The organism is Micromonospora sp. NPDC057141, assembly GCF_042670805.1.
Taxonomy (GTDB): Bacteria; Actinomycetota; Actinomycetes; order Mycobacteriales; family Micromonosporaceae; genus Micromonospora.
The window spans coordinates 27317-48589 of the sequence record NZ_JBHUVA010000006.1 but is presented as its reverse complement, the minus strand read 5'-3'; the positions used below and the strand labels follow the sequence as shown (position 1 = coordinate 48589).

The 21273-nt window shown below is 73.6% G+C and carries 15 protein-coding genes; 7 read left to right on the top strand and 8 right to left on the bottom strand.

Going from position 1 to position 21273, the window contains the following annotated elements; all coding sequences use genetic code 11:
• The first annotated feature begins 197 nt into the window (after window positions 1-197).
• The 3 genes from dacB (at window position 198) to tilS (ending at window position 3798) form a co-directional block, all read left to right on the top strand.
• Window positions 198-1625, top strand: coding sequence for a D-alanyl-D-alanine carboxypeptidase/D-alanyl-D-alanine-endopeptidase (dacB, locus tag ACFT41_RS06450; protein WP_377584076.1), 1428 nt, complete (start codon window positions 198-200; stop codon window positions 1623-1625).
• 69 nt (window positions 1626-1694) lie between these two features.
• The gene (locus ACFT41_RS06445; RefSeq protein ID WP_377583963.1) at window positions 1695-2762 is read left to right on the top strand and encodes a zinc-dependent metalloprotease; all 1068 of its coding nucleotides are present in this window, start codon (window positions 1695-1697) and stop codon (window positions 2760-2762) included.
• A gap of 10 nt (window positions 2763-2772) precedes the next feature.
• A complete protein-coding gene (gene tilS / locus ACFT41_RS06440; RefSeq protein ID WP_377583961.1) occupies window positions 2773-3798 on the top strand; it encodes a tRNA lysidine(34) synthetase TilS in 1026 nt (341 codons plus the stop codon).
• A gap of 73 nt (window positions 3799-3871) precedes the next feature.
• Here the strand turns inward: tilS and ACFT41_RS06435 are convergent, their stop codons facing one another.
• Window positions 3872-4834: a GlxA family transcriptional regulator gene (locus tag ACFT41_RS06435; protein ID WP_377583959.1), complete on the bottom strand. Its 963-nt coding sequence runs from the start codon at window positions 4832-4834 to the stop codon at window positions 3872-3874.
• A 389-nt stretch (window positions 4835-5223) separates the two neighbouring features.
• Between ACFT41_RS06435 and hpt the strand changes: the two genes are divergently transcribed.
• From hpt to folE, 3 genes are all read left to right on the top strand, one after another.
• A complete protein-coding gene (hpt, locus tag ACFT41_RS06430) occupies window positions 5224-5796 on the top strand; it encodes a hypoxanthine phosphoribosyltransferase (RefSeq protein WP_377583956.1) in 573 nt (190 codons plus the stop codon).
• A 382-nt stretch (window positions 5797-6178) separates the two neighbouring features.
• Window positions 6179-8194, top strand: coding sequence for an ATP-dependent zinc metalloprotease FtsH (gene ftsH / locus ACFT41_RS06425; RefSeq protein ID WP_377584074.1), 2016 nt, complete (start codon window positions 6179-6181; stop codon window positions 8192-8194).
• Between the two features lie 32 nt (window positions 8195-8226).
• Window positions 8227-8892 (top strand): GTP cyclohydrolase I FolE, encoded by a 666-nt coding sequence (gene folE, locus ACFT41_RS06420; RefSeq protein WP_377584072.1) that lies wholly within the window; start codon window positions 8227-8229, stop codon window positions 8890-8892.
• Window positions 8893-9001: 109 nt separating this feature from the next.
• Here the strand turns inward: folE and ACFT41_RS06415 are convergent, their stop codons facing one another.
• Together ACFT41_RS06415 and ACFT41_RS06410 are read right to left on the bottom strand one after the other, a co-directional pair.
• Window positions 9002-10009 (bottom strand): hypothetical protein, encoded by a 1008-nt coding sequence (locus ACFT41_RS06415; RefSeq protein ID WP_377583954.1) that lies wholly within the window; start codon window positions 10007-10009, stop codon window positions 9002-9004.
• Window positions 10006-12813 carry a cell division protein FtsK gene (locus ACFT41_RS06410; RefSeq protein ID WP_377583951.1) on the bottom strand — a complete coding sequence of 936 codons (2808 nt, stop codon included), beginning with the start codon at window positions 12811-12813 and terminating at the stop codon, window positions 10006-10008. Before ACFT41_RS06410 ends, ACFT41_RS06415 begins: the two co-directional genes overlap by 4 nt.
• A gap of 206 nt (window positions 12814-13019) precedes the next feature.
• Here ACFT41_RS06410 and ACFT41_RS06405 point away from each other — a divergent pair, with 206 nt between their 5' ends.
• A complete protein-coding gene (locus ACFT41_RS06405; protein ID WP_377584069.1) occupies window positions 13020-13580 on the top strand; it encodes a hypothetical protein in 561 nt (186 codons plus the stop codon).
• 3 nt (window positions 13581-13583) lie between these two features.
• Here ACFT41_RS06405 and ACFT41_RS06400 read toward each other — a convergent pair whose 3' ends face one another.
• Genes ACFT41_RS06400 through ACFT41_RS06380 form a run of 5 tightly spaced genes read right to left on the bottom strand, consistent with a single transcriptional unit; the run spans window position 13584 to window position 21224 of the window.
• Window positions 13584-14183: a hypothetical protein gene (locus ACFT41_RS06400; protein ID WP_377583948.1), complete on the bottom strand. Its 600-nt coding sequence runs from the start codon at window positions 14181-14183 to the stop codon at window positions 13584-13586.
• A 13-nt stretch (window positions 14184-14196) separates the two neighbouring features.
• Complete coding sequence (locus tag ACFT41_RS06395) at window positions 14197-15336, bottom strand: M23 family metallopeptidase (RefSeq protein ID WP_377584067.1); 1140 nt, start codon at window positions 15334-15336, stop codon at window positions 14197-14199.
• Window positions 15337-15344: 8 nt separating this feature from the next.
• On the bottom strand, window positions 15345-15902 hold the full coding sequence (locus tag ACFT41_RS06390) for a hypothetical protein (protein WP_377583945.1): 558 nt from the start codon (window positions 15900-15902) through the stop codon (window positions 15345-15347).
• Window positions 15899-17851: an MFS transporter gene (locus ACFT41_RS06385; protein WP_377583943.1), complete on the bottom strand. Its 1953-nt coding sequence runs from the start codon at window positions 17849-17851 to the stop codon at window positions 15899-15901. The genes ACFT41_RS06390 and ACFT41_RS06385 overlap by 4 nt, the downstream gene beginning before the upstream one ends.
• Window position 17852: 1 nt before the next feature.
• Window positions 17853-21224, bottom strand: coding sequence for an ATP-binding protein (locus tag ACFT41_RS06380; RefSeq protein ID WP_377583941.1), 3372 nt, complete (start codon window positions 21222-21224; stop codon window positions 17853-17855).
• Window positions 21225-21273 lie beyond the last annotated feature (49 nt).

Genomic DNA, 21273 nt, shown 5'->3' with positions numbered 1-21273 from the left:
GGCGGCCCCCGGACGCCGACCGCTCCCCGGAACTCGTCGCGACCCCTGCCGCTTCCGCCGCGCCGCCCTTCCCCGTGGGTGCGGAGCCGGCCGCCGCGCCGGTCCCGCCCGCGACCGGCGGTCCCGGTGACCCGCCGGCCGGCCCCCCGCCGGGGTACGACCCGTCGCCCGCCCGCCGACGCCGCGGTCCGCTGGCCGTGCTCGCCGTGGTGCTGCTGCTCGCCCTGGTCGGCGCCGGCCTGGCGGTGGTCCGGCCCGGCCCGGTCGCCGGCTGGCTCGGTGACGGCGGGGCCACGCCGCAGGCGGACGCCGAGGTCGTGGAGCCGGACCCGACCCCTGTCCTTTCCGGCCCGGACGCCAACGCCCCGGAGCCCACCGCCGACGGGGTGAAGGCCGCGATCGAGCCGCTGCTGGGCGCCGCCGAGCTGGGCGACCGGGTGAACGTCTCGGTGGCCGACGTGACGACCGGCCGGTCGCTCTACTCGCGGGGCGGCGACGACGGCACCGTGCCCGCCTCGGTGACCAAGCTGGCGACCGCGGTGACCGTGTTGCAGGCCCGTGGCCCCGACCACCGCATCCCGACCCGGGTGGTGGCCGGCGCGGCCCCGGGCGAGGTGGTGCTCGTCGGCGGCGGCGACCCGACCCTCGCGGTCGACGGCGACGGCTTCTATCCCGGTGCGGCCCGCCTCGACGACCTGGCCGAGCAGGTCAGGCAGGCCCTCGGCGGCACCGCGCCGACCCGGGTCACCGTCGACTCCTCGCTCTTCCCCGGCCCGGTCTACGGGCCCGGCTGGGACTCCGACATTCCGACCGGCGGGTTCGGCGCGGCGATCAGCGCGTTGATGACCGACGGCGCGCGGGTGGACCCGGTGGTGGCGAAGAAGAACTTCGACGCGAGCCACGGCTGGGCGCAGCGGAGCCCCCAACCCGATCTCGCGGCCGGCCGCGCCTTCGCCCGGCTGCTGGGGCTCTCCGGCGCCGCCGCCGGGGTCGAGCGGGGCGCCGCGCCCGCCACCGGTGGCGCCTCGACCGGCGTGACCCCGGCCCCCGGCACAGAGCTGGGCAAGGTCGAGTCGCCGCCGATGATCCGGCTGGTCGACATGATGATCACCGACAGTGACAACGTGATCGCCGAGGCGCTCTCCCGGCAGGTGGCGCTGGCCCGGGACCAGCCGGCCTCCTTCACCGGCGGGGCGGCGGCGATGGACATCGTCCTCGGCGAGCTGGGCCTGCCCGCCGACGAGATCACCCTCTCCGACGCCAGCGGGCTGTCCCGGCGGAACCGGATCAGCCCCTCCCTGCTGACCGACCTGCTCGCCCTCGCCGGTGACGGCACCCACCCGGGGCTCGGGATCATCTTCGGCGGCCTGCCGGTGGCCGGCTGGTCGGGCACCCTGGACGGGCGGTATCGGTCGGACGGGACGACCGACGGCGCCGGCGTGGTCCGGGCCAAGACCGGCACGCTGACCGGGGTGCACGCCATCGCCGGGCTGGTCACCACCGCCGACGGTCGGCTGCTCACCTTCGCCGTACTCGCCGACCGGGCCCCGGCGGGCAGCCTCGACGACACCCGCCGCGCCCTCGACCGCGTCACGTCCGCCCTGGCCCGCTGCGGCTGCCGCTGATCGGTTCGCGGTGGTATGTCCTTCGATCGCCGAAAGGTGGGGGTGTCCCGGCGCAGGTACGGTGGGTGCATGGCGCAGTTCGTGGACTGGGATCTGGCCACCGCGACGGCGGGGGCGTTGGGCAAGTCGGGGCCCCGGGTGTCGTACGCCGAGGCCACCGAGGTGGTCTCCGAGCTGCGGCGGCTGACCGACGAGGCGGCCGGGCACGTGGCCGACTACACGGGGCTGCGGTCCCAGGTGGTCCACCCGCCCGTGCGGGTGGTGGACCGCCGGGACTGGGCCGCCACCAACATCGCCGGGCTGCGGGAGGTGATCACCCCGCTGGTCAGCCGGCTCTCCGGCGACAAGCGGCCGGGTCCGCTCACCGAGGCGGTCGGCTCCCGGCTCACCGGCGTGCAGGCCGGCACCGTGCTGGCCTACCTCTCCGGCCGGGTCCTCGGCCAGTACGAGGTCTTCTCCGGCGACCCCGGCCAGTTGCTGCTCGTCGCGCCGAACATCGTCGAGGTGGAGCGGAAGCTCGGCGCCGACCCGCGCGACTTCCGGCTCTGGGTCTGCCTGCACGAGGTCACCCACCGCACCCAGTTCACCGCCGTGCCCTGGATGCGGGCCTACTTCCTCGGCGAGGTGCAGGCGTTCGTGGACGCCTCGCAGGGCGGCGAGCACCTGCTGGAGCGGCTGCGCCGGGGCGTCGCCACCCTCTCCGACGCGGTGAGGGACCCGGAAAGCCGGGCCAGCGTGCTGGACATCGTGCAGACCCCCGCCCAGCGGGCCGTGCTCGACCGGCTCACCGCCCTGATGACCCTGCTGGAGGGGCACGCCGAGTTCGTCATGGACGGCGTCGGCCCGCAGGTCATCCCCAGCGTCGAGGCGATCCGGGCCGCGTTCAACCGGCGCCGGGAGACGGGCAACCCGCTGGAGAAGGCGATCCGCCGGCTGCTCGGCGTCGACGTCAAGATGCGGCAGTACGCCGAGGGCCGCAAGTTCGTCCACGGCGTCGTCGAGCGCGTCGGCATGGACGGCTTCAACAAGATCTTCGGCTCCCCGCTGACCCTGCCCCGGCTCGACGAGCTGGGCGACCCCGACGCGTGGGTCGCCCGGGTGCACGGGCCGGCCGCCACCACCCCGACCGCCGGCTGACCGTACGCCGATGCCCGCGCTCGCCCCGGCGGTCGCCGCCGTCCGGCTCGCGGTCCGCCGGGCGCTGACCGGGCTGCCCGGGGCCGGGCCGGTGCTGGTCGCCTGCTCGGGCGGGGCCGACTCGCTGGCCCTGGCCGCCGCCGCCGCGTTCGTCGCGCCCCGGCTGGGTCGCCCGGTCGGGCTCGTCACCGTCGACCACGCACTCCAGGCCGGCTCCGACCGGCGGGCCGCCGACGTGGCGGCCTGGGCCGCCGGGGCCGGATTCGCGCCGGCCGAAGCAGCACGCGTCGACGTCGCCGGCCGCCCCGGTGGCCCCGAGGCGGCGGCCCGCGAGGCGCGCTACCAGGCGCTCGCCGAGGCGGCCCGGCGGCACGGCGCGGCGGCGCTGCTCACCGGGCACACCCGCGACGACCAGGCCGAGACGGTGCTGCTGGCGCTGGCCCGGGGCGCCGGCCCGCGCGGGCTGGCCGGGATGCCGCCCCGGCGGGACCTGTCCGGGGTGCCGCTGCTGCGGCCCCTGCTCGACGTGAGCCGGGAGGAGACCCGCAAGGCGTGCGCCGCGCTCGGCCTCACCCCGTGGGAGGACCCGCACAACGCCGACCCGTCGTACGCCCGGGCCCGGGTCCGGGCCGACGCGCTGCCCGCGCTGGTCCGCGCCCTCGGCCCCGGGGTGGTGGACAACCTGGCCCGGACGGCCCGCCTGGTGGCCGCCGACGCGGCCGCCCTCGACGAGATGTCCGCCGCCGCCCTGCCCGCCACCTCGTCCGCCGGTGACGATCCGGCCGGCGTGCGGGCCCCCGGTGGCGGGCTGGCGGTGGCGGCGCTGGCCGGGCTCGTGCCGGCCCTGCGGACCCGGGTGCTGCACGCCTGGGCCCGGGAGCTGGGCGCGTCGCCTGCCGCGCTGTCCCACCGGCACGTGGCGGCGCTCGACGCCCTGGTCACCGACTGGCACGGCCAGGGCGCGGTCCACCTGCCCGGCGGCCTGCGGGTGGCCCGCCGCGCGGGCCGGCTGACCGGGGCCGGCCCGGCCGACTGATCGACTTCGCCGGTGGGGCCGGACCGCCTTCGCGCCCCGCGGGGCCGGACCGCCTTCGCCCCGCGGGGCCGGATCAGGAGGCGGTGGCGCGGTCGCGGAAGGTGGTGCGGTAGGCGTGCGGGGTGGTGCCGACCCGCCGGATGAAGTGGTGCCGCAGCGCCGCGGCGTCGCCGAAGCCGGACCGGCCGGCCACGCTCTCCACGCTCATCCCGGTCTCCTCCAGCAGCCTCCGGGCCAGCAGCACCCGCTGGTTGGTCAACCAGTCGTGCGGGGTGGTGCCGGTCTCGGCGCGGAACCGGCGGGCGAAGGTGCGCGGCGTCATCCCGGCCCGGACGGCGAGCTCGTCGACGGTGGCCGGCCGGTCCAGGTGACCCATCAGCCACTCCAGGACCGGCTCCAGGGTGGGGGCCTCGGGGGCCTTCGGGATGGGGGCCTCGACGTACTGCGACTGGCCGCCGTCGCGGTGCGGCGGGACGACCATCCGGCGGGCGAGCCGGGTGGCGGTGGCCGAGCCGTGTTCGTGGCGTACCAGGTGCAGGCAGGCGTCGATGCAGGCCGCCGTGCCGGCGCCGGTGAGCAGGCGGCCGTCGGCCACGTAGAGCGAGTCGCAGCGGACCCGGGCCCGGGGGTGTCGGCGCTGCAACTCGTCGACGTACCGCCAGTGGGTGGTGCACTCCCGGTCGTCGAGCAGCCCGGCCTCGCCGAGCACGAACGCGCCGGAACAGGCGCTGAGCACGTACGCGCCGCGCGCGTGGGCCCGGCGCAGCGCCGCCAGCACCTCGGGCGGCACGACCGCGCCGTCGCTGTGCCCGGGGACCGCCACGAGGTCGGCGTCCTCGGCCGGGGCGAGGTCGGCGTGCGGGGTGAGGAGGAAGCCGGAGGAGGTGCGCACCGGCCCGCCGTCGGCGGTGCAGACGTGGAACCGGTAACCGGGAAACCCGTCGTCGGTGCGGTCGGTGCCGAACACCTCGGCGAACACGCCCAACTCGAACGGTGCCACCCGGTCGGTCATGACGACGGCGACTGAACGGAGCATGTGACGAGGGTAACCGCGCCGGTGGCAGGAAATCGAGGTCCTGTGGCGTTCCTGCCACTTTTCCGCGTCCCTCGGGCCCCGCAGACTTGGGGCAAGTCCGGTGCGCACCGGCGGCGAAAGCAACCCAAAACCTGTGAAAGCGAGCGCCGCCATGGAATCCCTGCTGCTCCTGCTCTTCCTGCTCTCCCTGGCCGCTGCTTCGGCGGCCGGCCTCACCGCCGACACCCGGGACTCGGCGGACTGGAAGCCCACCGACGGCGGCCGCCGGTGGAGTTCCGCACCTGTTGACCTGATTGCTACCGGTATGCGCGAGAAATGCCAGGCGGGACCGCGTCGAAAGGGGCGGCCCCGCCGACGGGGGGCATCCGGCGTACGGCAGGCTAGGAGTCATGGCTGACGGCTCCTGGTACGACGCCGACATCGACCACGTGATCATCTCCGAGGCGCAGATCCGCGAGAAGACCGCAGAGCTGGCCAAGCAGGTGTCGGCGGACCACGCCGACATCGACGGGCTGCTGCTCGTCTGCGTGCTCAAGGGCGCGGTCATGTTCATGGCCGACTTCGCCCGGGCGCTCGGCCGGTGTGGCCCCCCGATCGAGCTGGACTTCATGGCGATCTCCTCGTACGGCCAGGGCACCACCTCCTCCGGGGTGGTGCGCATCCTCAAGGACCTGGACCGGGACATCGCCGGCCGGCACGTGGTGGTCGTGGAGGACATCGTCGACTCCGGCCTCACCCTGTCCTGGCTGCTGCGCTACCTGGAGTCGCGGTCGGCGGCCAGCGTCGAGGTCGTCGCCCTGTTCCGCAAGCCGGAGGCGATCAAGGTCCCGGTGCCGGTGAAGTACGTCGGGTTCGACATCCCGACCGAGTTCGTCGTCGGCTACGGCCTCGACTTCGGCGAGCGCTACCGCGAGCTGCCCTACGTCGGCGTGCTCAAGCCCGAGGTCTACGCCCGCGCCTGACCGGCGGGCAACGGGCGCGGGGCCCGTCAAGCGGACGTTCAGCGCGCTCTCAGCCGATCGGACTACGGTAGAGGCCGGTGGCGTGGACGCACCCTCCACGTCCGACCCCTCGACCCGCGTGACCGGGCGGTCGGGTGGCCGGGCGGGGAAATCACGCCACGCCGGCTGAAACCCGGTTCGCCTTACGCGTAACTGCTGGCCTCGCAAGGCCACATGTCGCGCACACGGTGTACCGTCGAGTGACCGTGACGCGGCAGTGACGCGTCCCGGGGTCGAGGCCGGCCCGCACGGCGGCTCCGGCCGCCGCCGCGGCGGCGACAGCCATTCAGACGGTCAGGACGTCGATCAGGAGGATGCGGGCGTCTCGGCGCTCGACAACAGTATGGAACGTACGCGTTTCTTCCGCCGACCGGTGGTCTGGATCATCCTGGTCATCCTCGGCGCCGTTGTGCTCAGTCAGCTGTTCACCGCTGGTCCCAGCTACCACCGCGTGGACACTTCCGTTGCGCTCGACCAGCTGCACACCGCCAAGATCAAAAAAGCGGTCTTCCAGGACAAGGAGCAGACGCTCCAACTTGACCTGGAGAGCAGGACCAAGTTCGGCGACACCACGACCGACCGGATCGAGGCCCAGTTCCCGTACGAGGTCGGCGACGAGGTCTGGAACGACGTCCTCGCGGCCAAGGCGGCGAACCGGATCACCGGCCCGGCCGACACGAAGGTGTCGTCCGACAGCGTCTGGGTGAGCCTGCTGGTCAACCTGCTCCCCATCGCGCTGCTCGTGCTCCTGCTGCTGTTCTTCATGTCGCAGATGCAGGGCGGCGGCTCCCGGGTGCTCAACTTCGGCAAGTCCAAGGCGAAGATGATCACCAAGGACACCCCGAAGACGACCTTCGCGGACGTCGCGGGCGCCGAGGAGGCCGTCGAGGAGCTGCACGAGATCAAGGACTTCCTGCAGAACCCGGCGAAATACCAGGCCCTGGGCGCCAAGATCCCGAAGGGCGTGCTGCTCTTCGGCCCGCCCGGCACCGGTAAGACGCTGCTCGCCCGCGCCGTCGCCGGCGAGGCGGGGGTGCCGTTCTACTCGATCTCCGGATCCGACTTCGTCGAGATGTTCGTGGGTGTCGGCGCGAGCCGCGTCCGCGACCTGTTCGAGCAGGCCAAGTCGAACGCCCCTGCGATCGTCTTCGTCGACGAGATCGACGCCGTCGGCCGCCACCGCGGCGCCGGCATGGGCGGCGGCCACGACGAACGCGAGCAGACCCTCAACCAGCTCCTCGTCGAGATGGACGGCTTCGACACCAAGGGCGGGGTCATCCTGATCGCCGCCACCAACCGGCCGGACATCCTCGACCCGGCGTTGCTGCGCCCCGGCCGGTTCGACCGGCAGATCCCGGTGGACGCCCCCGACATGGAGGGCCGCAAGGCCATCCTGCGGGTGCACGCCAAGGGCAAGCCGTTCGCCCCCGACGTCGACCTCGACTCGGTGGCCCGGCGCACCCCGGGCTTCAGCGGCGCCGACCTGGCCAACGTGATCAACGAGGCCGCGCTGCTCACCGCCCGCAAGGACCAGCGGGCGATCACCAACGACTCCCTGGAGGAGTCGATCGACCGGGTGATCGCCGGCCCGCAGCGTCGCACCCGGGTCATGAGCGACCAGGAGAAGAAGATCACCGCGTACCACGAGGGTGGGCACGCGCTGGTCGCCTGGGCGCTGCCGCACGCCGCCCCGGTGCACAAGGTGACGATCCTGTCGCGCGGCCGTTCGCTGGGCCACACCCTGGTCCTGCCGACCGAAGACAAGTACACCCAGACCCGCGCCGAGATGGTCGACACCCTGGCGTACGCGCTGGGCGGCCGGGCCGCCGAGGAACTGGTCTTCCACGAGCCGACCACCGGCGCCGGCAACGACATCGAGAAGGCCACCGGGCTGGCCCGCGCGATGATCACCCAGTACGGCATGAGTTCCAAGCTCGGTGCGATCAAGTACGGCACCAGCGGCGACGAGCCGTTCCTCGGCCGCAACATGGGCCACGAGCGGGACTACTCCGACGCGGTGGCCGCCGAGATCGACAACGAGATGCGGGCGCTGATCGAACTGGCCCACGACGAGGCCTGGGAGATCCTGGTGGAATACCGGGACGTCCTGGACAACATCGTCCTGGAGCTGATCGAGAAGGAGACCCTCTCCACCGCCGACATGGCCCGGATCTGCTCCCGGGTGGTGAAGCGCCCGCCGATGGCCCCGTACAACGGCTTCGGCAAGCGCCAGCCCTCCACCGAGCCCCCCGTCCTCACGCCGACCGAGAAGGAGGCGCTCAAGGCGCAGGCTCAGGCCGACGGCGCGTCCGTCGGCGGCGGCCTGCCGGGCTCCAACAACTCGGACGGTACGCACTGAGCACCGACGCGGCGGCCGGTCACGAGGCGCCGATCCCGAGTGCCTCGTCGACCGAGCCCGACACCGACGGGCTGGACTACCTCGCCGCGCGGCTGGTAAACGGCAAGTTGACCGGTCGCCCGGTCGAGGATTCCGTCGACCTGGCCCGCATCGAGAAAGCCGTACGCGAGATCCTCATCGCGGTCGGGGAGGACCCCGACCGTGACGGTCTCGTGAGGACCCCGGCCCGGGTCGCCCGCGCGTACGCCGAGCTCTTCGCCGGCCTGCGGGTAGACCCGGCGCAGGTGCTCAGCACCACCTTCGAGGCCAACCACGAGGAGTTGGTGCTCGTCCGGGACATCGACGTGATGAGCCTCTGCGAGCACCACCTGCTTCCGTTCCGGGGCAGCGCGCACATCGGCTACATCCCCGGGCCGGACGGCCGGATCACCGGCCTGTCCAAGCTGGCCCGGCTCGTCGAGGTCTTCGCCCGCCGCCCCCAGGTGCAGGAGCGGCTCACCTCGCAGATCGCCGACCTGCTGATGGGCAGGCTCGCCCCACGCGGTGTGGTGGTCGTGCTCGAATGCGAACACATGTGCATGGCCATGCGCGGCATCCAGAAGTCCGGGGCGAAGACCATCACCTCGGCGGTACGCGGCACGCTCCAGCACGACGCCAAGTCCCGCGCCGAGGCGATGGCCCTGATCATCCCCCGCTGACCGGCGGGACCATCCCCGAGGCGACGCCGGAGCGACCACGCGGTCGCCCCGGCGTCGTCGTTCCCGCCCCGGCCCGCAGCCGCCCGGCCCGGCCGCGGCCGGGGGAGGCTCAACCGGCCAGCATCGCCAGCACGATCCCGGCGGTGGTCAGCACAGCCGGGACGAGACAGACCAGGGCACCCCAGCGGGGCGTCCGGTCCAGACGGCTGCCGGCCGACGCCCCCGGTGCGCCGTCACGTCCGACCGGAACCACCGGCGCGGCACCGCCGCCGGCCACCACGACCGGGTCGCCCCCGGCCTGATTCGAGGCCGTGCCGTGCGCCGTCGCCCCACGGGCGGCACCGCCGGCGGGTCGCTCGGCGCTCCGCTCGCCGGACGGCAACGGCGGCGGCCCTGCGGTGTCCTGCGCGGTGGGCCCGCCGGTGTCCTGCGCGGAGTGCCGATCGGCGTTGTGCGCGGTGTGCGGGTCGGCGTTCCGTTCCGTCGCCGGCCCCGATGGCCCGCCGAAGAGGCGGCCCACGCCGAACCAGCCGGCGACGAAGGCGGCCGCGGGCATCGGGAGCCCGCACACCAGCGCCACCAAGCTCGCCGGGCCGGCGCCGGTCGTCACGTACAGCAGCACCTGGAGCAGCGGAACGACCAACGCGAGCGGCCCGTAGACCAGCAGGTTGCGCAGCCGCGGCGGCCAGGGCGCCGGACCGATCCGGGCGCGCGCGGCCAACAGGCCGTCCGCCCCGTCCGCCCAGTCCCGCGCCGCACGCAGCGCCGTCAGCACCGCCGATGGCCCGCCGGCCATCTCCCGGGCCGCCTCGTTCAGCTCCGGCGGCGACGGTGCCAGCACGATCGGGGGTACGCCCAACTCGCGCAGCCGGGACCGCTGCGGCGCCAACCGCTGGCGTACCCCGGTCAGCTCCTCGCGGGCGGCCTGGACCGCCCGAGCCTGCTCCGTCGCGGCGGTCGCCGCGCCCCGGCGTACCCCGTCGAGCTGGCGGGCCGCGGCGACGTACTCCGTCCACGTGGCGCCGTCGGCGGCGGGCGCCGGGTCGACGCCGACCCGCTGCCGGACCGGCCCCGTAGTCGGCGGCGTGGCGGCGATGCTGGTCGACTCCCGGCTCATCCGCCCTCCCCGTCGGTCCCCGCTGCGACACCGGTCCCGGTCGCGGCTTCGGTTCCGGTTCCTGCGCCGGCTTCTGTTCCTGCGCCGGCTTCTGCCACGGTGCCGGTTCCTGTGGCGGCGCCGGTCGGCGGCGGAACATCGTCGCCCGGGTCGGTGCCCGGCCCGGCGAAAGGCACCAGCAGGACGCCCCGCTCGTCCGGGCCGTCCCAGAGCATCGCCCGACCCGGCCGGGGGCGCCACTGCACCGGATGCCCGAACAGCGTCGCGAGCTGGGCTCCCGGCACGTCCACCGCGACCACGGCGGCCAGCTTGTCGAGGTCGTCCTCCGCCCGGGCGACCGCCGTGAACGGTGGCACCGTGCGCCACCAGCCGAGCAGGTGCCGGCCGGCCGGCGGGCCGTCCCGCAGCAGGGCCCGCAGCCGGTCCGCCGGCAGCTCGTGGGGGGCGCGCCGGTCCGTCGGCCGCTCGGGGGAGACGCGCCGGTCCGTCAGCCGCTCGTGCGGGGCGGGCCCGTCCAACCCGAAGACCACCAGGTAGCCGGGTTCGTCGGCGTCGACGGCGGCGAGTAGGCCCGGCAGGTCGACGCGCTCCACCCGGTGCTGGCCGGCGAGGTCCGCCGCGAGGGCGTCGGCCACCTGTGCCGCCTCGGCGGCGAGAGACGCCACCACGAACCGTCCCGTACCCGGTGGATGGTGCGCCGCGACGCTCCGCGCCGCAGTGGCCAACAGGGCGACCGCCTCCGCCCCCGGGCCGAGGACGGCCAGGTTACGGCCGGCACCCGCGCCGAGCGGCACCATGACGGTCGACCGGGACAGGTCCACCGCCCGGCCCAGCAGGGCCACCGGTCCCCGCGCCCGCCCGGCGAAGGCCGCCCGGTAGTGCGGATCGTCACGCAACAGCGGGCGCGCCCAACCGGCGAAGACAACCGGCGGAGCCGACCGCTCCGGACGGGCCGTCCAGAGCCGGCGCCGCAGCTCCCCGATCGTCTCCGGGGCCTCGTGCGGGTCGGGGAAGCGCACCATCCGCTCGTGCCCCCGGGTGGCGCCCCGGGGACCACCGAGGCCGCCGGCGGTGTTCACCACCGCGCTGCCCACCGGCAGCCCGGCCGCGGCATCGTTGCTCGGCTCCAGCACCGGACCGCCGCCGGCCAGCGCCACCCGCACCGGAAACTGCCCGAGCATCGAGTCGCGGGTCGTCGGCCCGCCGGCGATCCCGAGGTCGCCCTCCCCGGCCAGGACCAGATGCACCCCGTACGCCCGACCGGAGCGGGCCAGGGCATCCAGCCGGGCGACCGCGTCGGCGGCCAGCCGGTCCCGCTCGGCCAACAGGAGCGGAAGGTTGTCGATCACGCAGACCACCCGGGGCAGGGCCTGGTGCTCCCGCAAGCCGGCGAACCGCTGCCCGCCGGCGCGCTGGCCGGCCTCCTCCCGGCGGCGGGCCTCCGCCATCAGCTCCCCGAGGAGGCCCAGCACGTACTCCCGGTCGGCGGCCATCCCCGCCGAACGCACCTGAGGCACCCAGGACCGGTCCCGTTCGGTCTGCAGGAACTCCGCGAACGACTCGCCGTCGCCCAGGTCGGCCAGGTGCAGCACCAGCTCGTCCGGGCCGTAGCGGGCGGAGAGGCCGAGCAACACGTTGCTGAGGAAGGCGGCGCGATCCACCCCCGACCGGCCGCTGACCAGCCAGTGCGGGGTCAGCTCGGTGAACCCCACGGTCACGGCCCGACCGCCCGCGTCCCCGACCGTGGTGGAGACGCCCTCCGCGGAGCCCACCGCCCACAGTGGCTCGGTCGGGTCGGGCAACAGGTCGGCCAGGCTGAGCCGGGAACCGGCCTCGATCTCTTCGGCCAGCCGTCGGCAGATGGCGTCGACCAGGCCCGACGGCGGATCGTCGTCGACGAAGACGGGCGAGTTCAACCCACCGGGTGGCTCCGCCCCCGGCCCCGCCAGGGAACTGCCCGGCGGGTCGCCCAGCAGCGAGTACGCGTTGCGCATCGCCAGCGGGGTGGCCTGCGGCAGGGGAGCACGGGTCGAGTACGGGCCGGCCGGTGGCCAGCCGGCCACGATCAGGTGCAGGCCAGCAGCCCGACCCCGCTCGGCCAGCGCCTCGATCCGATCCAGATCGGTCGGCCCGGTCGCCTCCGGCCATGCGGCAACGACCAGCAACAGCGTACGGTCGTGCCGGCGCGGCCGGCCACTGCCCGGCGACACCCACTGCTCCGCCTCGGTGAGCACGGCCCGCAGCCCGGCGACGTCCGTGGCCGGCGGAGGCAGCAGGCCGGCGTCCGCGAGCGCGGAGAACGGGGCGAACGTGTCGTCCGGTGGCGCAGCCCGCCTGGTGCTGACGTTTCCACCGGCGGTCCCGTCGATGGCGCGGACCAGCAGGCAACCGGCGGGCGTCGCGGCCAGCAGGCGCAGCAGCACGGTCCGGAGCAGCCCCGCCACCCGTGGATCCCGGGCTTCGCTGTCGACCGTCAGGTGCCCGGTGCCGAGCAGCGGCACGAGGGCAGGGAAACGTGCGTCGTCCAGCGGCGCTGCCACGCCGACCCGGACGAACGGCGGCGGGCCCTCGCCCGACGGCGCCGCCACGGTCAGGGCCTCCAGCGGTGCCCCCGCCCAGCCCGGCGCCAACAGGGCCGCCGCAGAACGCAGCCGGTCCGCCAGCTCGTACTGCCGGCGCTGGTCGGCCGGCGCGGGCCGGATCTCGTCGAGGATGGCGGCCGCAGCGGCGGCCGTCGCCTCCGCCCTACGGTGCAGGGCAGAGGCGCGGTTGGTGCGTGTCCTCGGACCGAACACCGCGTCCACCCCCTCGTCCCGAGGCTGGCAACCCCTCCCCGAGCAGTGACGGTATCCCAGGTCCCGCCCGTCCTCAGGGATGCGCCACGGCGGGTGCGCCGGAGATGTCCGTGACCGGACGGATTCTCACCGCTGGGGGTCGTCCTGTCACGATCCGCTGCATCCTGGGCATTGGGCGCGAGGCGTTCAGCCGATAGCCTCAAGGGGTGGAATCAGTGCAGCCCCCCGCCGGTTCCCAGGTCTCCCGCGTACCGGCGCAGCGGACCCCGCCGGAACAGCTGGTGCCCCCATCGGGGACACCAACGCCGGTGCGCCGGCCGGGACGAGTGCGGACCGTCATCACGGTGGTGGCCGGGGTGCTCGGGCTGCTTCTCGTCGGCGGCGGCATCACCGCCTTCGTGCTGTACGACCGCGCCACCAGACCGGATCGCAGCGCCCCGGACGTGGTGGTCGACAACTATCTACGTGCCTTCCTCGTCGACCGCAACGACATCAAAGCCGACCAGTTCACCTGCTCGACGAGCACACTTGAGACGGTCAACGGCCTCCGCAGTGAGATCGAACAACGCGAAGCACGCTTTGGTGTCGATGTTCGGATCAGTTGGGGAGCGCTGACCCGTACGAAAACGGCCGAGGGGGAATCAGTCGAGACGACGCTGACGATCTCAAGCTCAGCTAACGGCCAACCTCGCAGCAGCCGTCGGGAAGCTTGGGTTTTTCAGGTCAACGACGATGCGGATGGCTGGCGCATCTGCGATGGTCGGAAGACTAGTTAGGGCTCATTCGATCCAGAGGAGGTGGACCGGAACCTCCAGGGTGGTGGGCGGCTGACCTCGCCAGGCCCAGCGGTACCACTCCAGTTCCGGTGTGACCCGGACGCAGATGTCGCCTTCGGTTCCCGAGTATGTCTCGGTCACCGCGCGAAGGTCCCGTTGCTCACTCGAATCAGCCACGTGCACGACCCGCCGTCCTGTGACAGCGTCGGTCTCGAAGACGGGAGTCGGCGCGCGGTGGACCGGTGCGTCCAGGGAGACCAGGCTGACGCTGGAGGTCCCGGCCGTCGGGACGCTCCGCCGGTTACCCAGGGTTTCCACCCACACCCGCTCGACCGGCACCAGCGGGGCGAAGACCTCGACCTGTTCGGACTCCGCGCGGTACCACTCCTGCTCGGGAATGACCGGCACGTAGGTGCGGCTGTTCTGCACCACCCGTTCGTCGGCGCGCAGATCGCCGCGCCAGCCGAGACCGGGCAGCCCGACCAGCACCCGCTGTCCCCGCAGTTCGACCCGTCCGGTCGCGGGCACGATCTCGATCGGCCTGGGCGGCTGGGGCGCCCAGTCAGGCTGGTCGGCGAAGGGGTCGGGAAGCGGCCCGGTCATGCGTACCGAGGCCCTATGCCTTGCCGTTCAGTGGTGCGCCCCGGTCCCGCATGAACGGCACCGGGTTGACGGCGCTGCGACTGGACCGGTCTCCGTCGAGGTGAACCTCGAAGTGCAGGTGTGGGCCGGACGAGTTTCCGCTGCTTCCGACCTCGCCGATCACCTCACCGGCCTTGACCAGTTGGCCGGGGACCACCCGAGGCTTGACGATCATGTGGCAGTAGCGGGTGACGTAGCCGCCGGCGTGCAGCACATCGACGAACCAGCCACACCCGCCCTTGCCCGGATAGCCGTCGACATCGCAGCTCAGCCGGCCGTTGTTGGCCGGGTCGCAGCGGGCGACCAGCACGCGGCCGGTCGCCGCCACGCGGATCAGGGTGCGCTTCGGCGCGGCGATGTCCACTCCGTTGTGGCTGGGACGACTGGCCGTACGGAATCCGGAGCCGACGCCCCCGGGAATCGGCGCCGTCCACCCCGAGGCGGCGATCTGGCCGCGGGTGGCGGCGTTGCAGATGCTGCGCTGGGCCACCCGCACCGTGCGGGCCGCCCCGCCGGCGAGCGCATCAACGATCTTGCTGGCCAGTTCCTCGTGCTTCGCGTAGGCGTCGGGGAAGGCGCTCACCTGCACCCGTTGGGCGGCCCTGGTCAGCGAGAGCTGCTCCCAGTCCGGGACCTTCACCAGCTTCTCGTAGAACTTGCGGGACGAGTAGGACGGATCCTGCAGCTGCTTTGGGGAGCCCCAGCCCTGGCTGGGGCGCTGCTGGAACAGGCCCACCGAGTCGTGGTCGTTGCGGCTGCCCAGGTGGGGGAGGTTCCGTAGCCCGGACTCCTGCATGGCGGTCGCGACGGCGATGACCCAACCGCGAGGCGGCACCTTCATGTCCGAGCCGACCTTGATGATGACGGCGGCGTTGCGGATCTGGCTCTCGCCGTACTGGGCGAAGCGGGGCATCTTGCCGGAGACCTTGACCTGGTGCGACGGGCCGCAGGCGGACTGTGCCTCCGGGGAGAGCGCGTCACTGCCGCCGCTCAGCTCGGTGAGGAAGAACGCCGCCGTCCCTCCGGTGCAACAGAGCAGCGCGAGCGTGGCGGTCAGCGAGACCGCCAACGCGCCGAGCCGCAGCCTGCGCTGCGGGCTGTTGCCGTCTCCCATGTGCTCGCTCATGTCCGCTCCCAGTCCACGGCGTCGACCAGCCACTGCCCGTCGGGGGCCACCAGTTCCAGGCGTAACCGCCCGGTGTCGAGCGGCACCAACACCTCGACGAAACGTTCCGTCCGGGGGCGGAGGCTCGCTTCGCCGGTCGTTCGTTCCGCCGGAACACCTGCCGGATCGGCACCCGAGAGCTTCTCGGTGAGCTCCGGGGTGGAGAGCGGGCGCAGGGCCGCGTGCCACTCGTCCGCGCTCTTCCCACGACCACCGAGCCAAGCGGCGATGAACCGGTCCGCGATCTGTTCGGGGGTCCGTGCGCCCGGGCGGGTCACCGGCGTCGGGGGTGCGGTGCCTCCGAGTACGCCGTCGTCACCGGCGGTCGGGTCGACGGTGGTGATCGGCTGGCTGGGTCGGTTGCTCAGCCCCGCCGCCGGGTCTCCCGAGCCGGACACCAACCGGGCGGCACCGATCACGCCGAAGACCAGAACCCCGATCGCCAGCGCGACGCCCAACCGGGACCGCAGCACCCGAGTGAAGAGGAACTCCACCGCACGTCGCATCACCCTCACCGCGCTTCGGTGCGGATCCGCGGTGCGGAAGGCCGGGGTGTAGCCGGCTCGGTGGTTCCTGGCCGGTAGATGACGAAGGACGGATTCTCCGTCGGCACGTCCGGTTCGGTCCAGGTCGACGGCTGACGGCGTCGCGGCCGGGGCGCGGCGGGCCGCGCCGGGCCGCGCTGTTCCGGCACGGTGGCCTCGTCGGGGCGTTCCCGTCTGTCGGGGCGCTGCCGCTCGGTGGCGTTCGCGGTGCCGGCGGTGGAGTGGCTCGGGTCCTCGTGCCGGGCCTCAGGCCTGAGCGTCGTCCGCTCGACCGTCGACCCGCGCTTTCGGGCCAGGGTCGGCTTATTCGTGCCACCAGGCTCGGCCACGTCGAGCCGGGCAGCGGTGCGCATGTCCCGGAAGAACCGTCGGTGCCACGATCCGGCCGAGCTGACGGCCTCGCTGCTGTCCTTGCCGCCGAGTTGGGTGATCCGCCGGTACGGCCGCAGCAGCAGCCAGCCGACCACCCCGCAGAGCCAGACGAGCACCACCTGGAGCCAGCCCGGCAGGGTTGCCGTACTCATGATCAGATCCACGGCGAAGAGGTAGATGGCGGCCCCGGTGCCGAAGATGGCGATGTTGAACACGGCGGCGACGACGGCATTGGCCAGCCTGCGGAGCCCGGCGCTCGCCGGGCGCATCAGCCCCACCGTGCCCAGGATCGGTGCCGCGATCACCGCCCAGCGGAAGATGAGGAAGCCCAGCAGGACCAGCAGCGACGCGGTGAGGTCGAACATCGCGAAGAGCAGTGCGGCGAGCACGGCGATGAAGCCGGAGCCGACGCGGTCCATGTCCCGAAGGCCCTGAAGGTACTCGTAGGCCTCCCGATCCTCGTTCTTGATCTGTTCGGCTACCCGGGCCCACTGCTGCTGCTTGGCGTCGATGGTCGTGTCCCGGGTCGCCGGATTGGCCCGGATCTTCTCCGTCTCCTCCCAGGACAGCGACTTGGCGTCATAGAGCGCCGGTCCGTACTTCTTGGCGGTCTCGCTGTCGGCTGACCCGAGCACACCGCGCAGCCAGTTGCGGTAGAGCATGGACTCGGTCGCGGTGTCGCTGGCCCGCACGGCGGGAGGGCGATTGTCCTTACACGCAGCGGGATTGGGGTCATCGCACTGTTCGGGTGGGGTGTCCCGTGTCGCCGGTCCGACGGCGTCGTGCACCACGCCGAGGGTGGTGACGAGCGTGCCGTCGGCGATGTTCGCGGACTTCACGGGCCACGCGGCGAGGGCGGTCACCGCCACCATCACCAGCAGAGCCCACCCGGCGGTGGTCATGGCGTTGCTCATGTCCGACTGACGGGACCGCCAGAGCAGGTAGAGGCCCACCACGCCGAGCGTGATGATGCCGAAGACGCTGAACACCTTCTGGTAGACGGCCTTGGTGGCCTGCTCGACCAGCGGATCGGCCCAGGCCCACATCGACCCGGGATCCCAGGCCCGCTCCCGCAGGGCGTTCGAGCCGCCGATGATGGCGGTGGCGATCATGAACTCGCCGTTCGCCACCGTGGTGGTGAACTTGTAGTCCGGATGGATGACCGCGGAGGCGCAACCACCGGGCAGGTCGTAGGTCGGGAAGCTGTATCCGGCGTAACCGTAGTCGCTGTAGAGGCCCTTGGGACCGGGCAGCTTGGCGGAGTCGGGGCGGGCAGCGAACCAGCCGGCGAGACCTGAGTCGGGTGCTGCGGGGACCGGGGCGTTGCGGCACTCCACCTGGTCCTTGCTGACCGCGGTCAGCTTGCCGACGCAGGTGCGGAAGTCGGCCTGCCACTCCTGGGTGCTGCACAGATCCGCCCGCACCTGGGCGGTCGGCAGGGCGGCGTACGCCGCTTCGCCGCCCACGACCGGCCAGGAGACCGTGGCGCCGGCGAGTACGCCGACCGCGAGCAGGAACGCCGCTATTCGAGCCCGGGCCCTCGCCATGTCACGCCTCCAGGTCCGCGATGGTCGGCAGTTGGCCCGCTGCCGCGGCGACCGCGGCGGGGGTGGTGTCCAGGTGGTCCAGCAGCCCGTCGACGTACGACACGTCCACCCGGACCTTCTGCACCCGCCCGTCGACGTCGCGCATGACGAACTCGCGGAAGCCGAGCCGGGCGGCGGAGGTGGCGTCCGCCGCGGACAGCGAGGCCAGTGTCGCCTCGTATCCGTCGTTGACGGGGACGCGGAGCAGCCGCAGCGCCTCGGAGGCGATCTCGGTGTCCTCGGCGATGCGGCCGACGAAGACGGTGGAGACGAGGTTCTGCACGTCGAGGCCGAGGATGTCGCGTGGGTTCTGCGAGGCGACCAGCGCGGCGAGGTTCCACTTGCGGGAGTCGCGGGCGAGGCGCACGAGGAACGACCGGCCGGAGCGCCAGCCCTCCATGAAGTGCGCCTCGTCCAGGCCGACCAGCTTTCGGGAGGACATCGACCCGCCGTAGCAGCGCCGCACCGCGAGCCGGTGGGCGGTGTGCAGCATGGGCAGCGCGAGCGCCTCCTCGGCCGACCAGTACTCGCGTTCGATCTTGAGGTCGGGCAGTCGCAGGCCGGCCATGGTGATCACGGTCAGCGCCGCGTCGGCGCCGAGCAGCCCCTCCGGCGGGCGGCCGAAGAAGAGCATGGCCAGCGGCATCTCGGCCGTGTCCAGCAGCAGGTTCGCCAGTTCCCTGCCGGCGTCGTCGTCGAGCTGGCCGAGGCAGGCGACCACGTCGTCCATGGTGGACGTCTCCTCGGCCGGCACCTGACGGACCGCGTGCCGGAACAGGGTGGCGGTGGACGCCTCCCGGGCAACCTGCGGCGGCACGAGCATCATGCAGATGTCCTGCACGAGCATGCGCCGTTCGGCCCGGGCGTTGGAGACGGCGATCTCGAACTCCCGGTCGCCGGCCGCACCGGCGCTGAACTCGCTGCGCAGCGGCGTGGGGATGAGCGCGTACGGCGCCAGCGTCCCCTGCTCGGATCCGGTCAGGTTGAGCACCCGCGAGTATGGCCGCAGCTCCGGCATGCTGCACAGCCGGGCCAGCGGGCCGGACGGGTCGAGCAGGGTCACCTGCACCCCGCGCCGGGCGGACAGGTAGCCCAGCGCGCCGAGCAGGGTCGACTTGCCGCCGCCAGGCTCGGCGACGAAGACCGCGAGCCCGGAGCGCTCCCGCACCTCCATGGGGAAGTGCAGGTCGAGGAAGACCGGTCGGCGGCAGGTGCCGGCGGTCCGCCCGATCAGGTCGCCCCGCCGGTCGCCGACGGTGGACGCGGCCTGCGGCAGCGCGGCGGCGAGCAGGTTGACCGGCATCCGCCGGACGTAGCCGGTGTTGGCGATCGGCTCGCCGGGGATGAACTCGCGGGCCAGCCAGTCCTGGTTCTTCGGGTGCTGCAGAGAGACGCGCAGCTCCCGGGAGTAGAGCTGGATCAGCCGGCGGGCCCGTTCCAGGCACTCCTCCCGGGTCCGGCCGCCGACGGCGATGCGGTGCCAGCCGTGGGCCCGGGCGGAGTCCACCGGCAGGCCGGTGGTCATCTCGTCACCGATCACGAGCGCCCGCTTGGCCAGCCGTTCCAGCTCGGGCGGGGCGTCGATGCCGTGCTCGGCGTAGTCGAGCTGCTGGGAGCGGATCATCCGCAGCCGGTGTTCGAGGTTGCGGAAGGAATCGCCGGAGCCGAGGATGTCGACCCGGGTGGAGATCTCCATCGGCCAGGGCAGCCGCTCGTGGAAGTGCAGCCAGGGCTCGTGTCGCTCGGGGATCTCCAGCGGCTCCATCCGGCCGACGGCGAGCACGGCCACGTGCCGCTCCTCGCCGGTCATCCGGTTGACCAGCTTGACCGTCGACCCGTACGGGGTGCGGTACCGCTCCACCTGTTCGGTGAGGGCGAGCAGGTCGCCGCGTTCCCACCGGCCGTTGGTGACCGGGGAGAGGGTGCCGGGCGGGGCCATGCAGAGCGCCACCGACCGGTAGAGCAGCCATTCCAGCTCCTGCGACGTCACCCTCCGGCCGCGCATGCCGAACGCGCCCAGCACCTCGTCGAACTGCTCGACGGTGCGGCCGAGCTTGCGGCGCTCGCCCTCGGCGACGCCGCGGCCGAAGGTGCGCAGGAGCCGCTCGGTGAGCGAGTCGCCGAGGGAGCGCCGGGCAAAGGTCACCCCGAGGTACGTCTGTCCCTCGGCGTGGTTGACCGACAGCAGGTGCCGCTGGGCGGCCACCAGGTGGTCGCCCCAGCCGGTGGTGCCCGGCACGTCCGGCAGCGGGGACGTGGTGTGCGCGTCGATGGTGCGGGCCCACTCGTCGGCCGGGAAGGGGCGGGTGGTGCGGCGCAGGTGCAGCCGGAAGCCGGCGAGGCCGGCGTACTGCTCCGAGATCGCGGCGAGTAGGGCCTCCCGCTCGGCGTCGGGCCGGAACGCCCAGCGCACCTCGGGCAGCCAGTACCACGCCGTGACGGTGTTGGGGGTGAAGGTCAGGTGGCCGGCGATCTCGGTGATGGCCAGCTCGACCGATGGGTCGCGGTCCCCGAACTTGAACTTCGGAGGCTTCACCGGCCGTGCCGGCCGGGCGGGCTTCGCGGGCTTGGCCGCCTTGCCGGACCGCTCCCGCCGTTCGACCGTCCGCTGCCGGGGCGCCGTCACCTCGCGGCCGACCGGGGGCTGCGCCGGATCCGGCGCCGGGCGTGCCGGTCGATCCGGCTCCCGGCCCAGGGGCGGCGGCTCGGCGCCGCGCTGTGGGGCACGCTCGGCCTCCCGGTGCACGGGCGGTTCGGCGTCCCGCCAGCCGTAGTTCTCGTCGTCGGGGTCGGTGGGCGGCGCGACCACGACCGGGGGCGGCGGCAGTTCGGGCGCGGGTGCCGGGCGTGCCGCCGGCAGCCGGTCCACCGGCTGCTGGGGGACCCGGGGCCGGCTCTGCGGCACGGGCGCGGCGGAGGCCCGTTCGGCGGGTGCCGGCGGGATCTCGGCCCGGACCGGCGGGGCCGCGACGGCCGGTTGCTGGTGCGGGATCGGGGGGTGCTCGCGGCCGGTGGGCCGGGGCGGCGCGGGCGGCGCGGGCCGGGACGCCGGGTGGGCGCCGCCGAAGAGGTCGAGGAACGGCGAGTCGATGTCGGCGCTGTCGGCGACCATCGGCGGGATCGGCTCGGGGCCGGCCGGCGCGGCGCGCCCGGGCGCGGGCCGGGGTGCCTGGAAGACACCGACCCGGCCGTGACCGGGGCTGGTGGCCAGCGCGGGGTCGAGGGCGACCTTGTCCAGATCCTCGTCCGGAGGGTAGTCGAGCGAGCGCGCACGGTTACCGTGCGGGGCGGCATGACGTCCTGCCGGGGAACCCGGCGTGGAAGAGCGACTCATGCCACCGCCTCATCCGCGTGCTGCTTCGGCCCGATCGGCGTACGCCCGG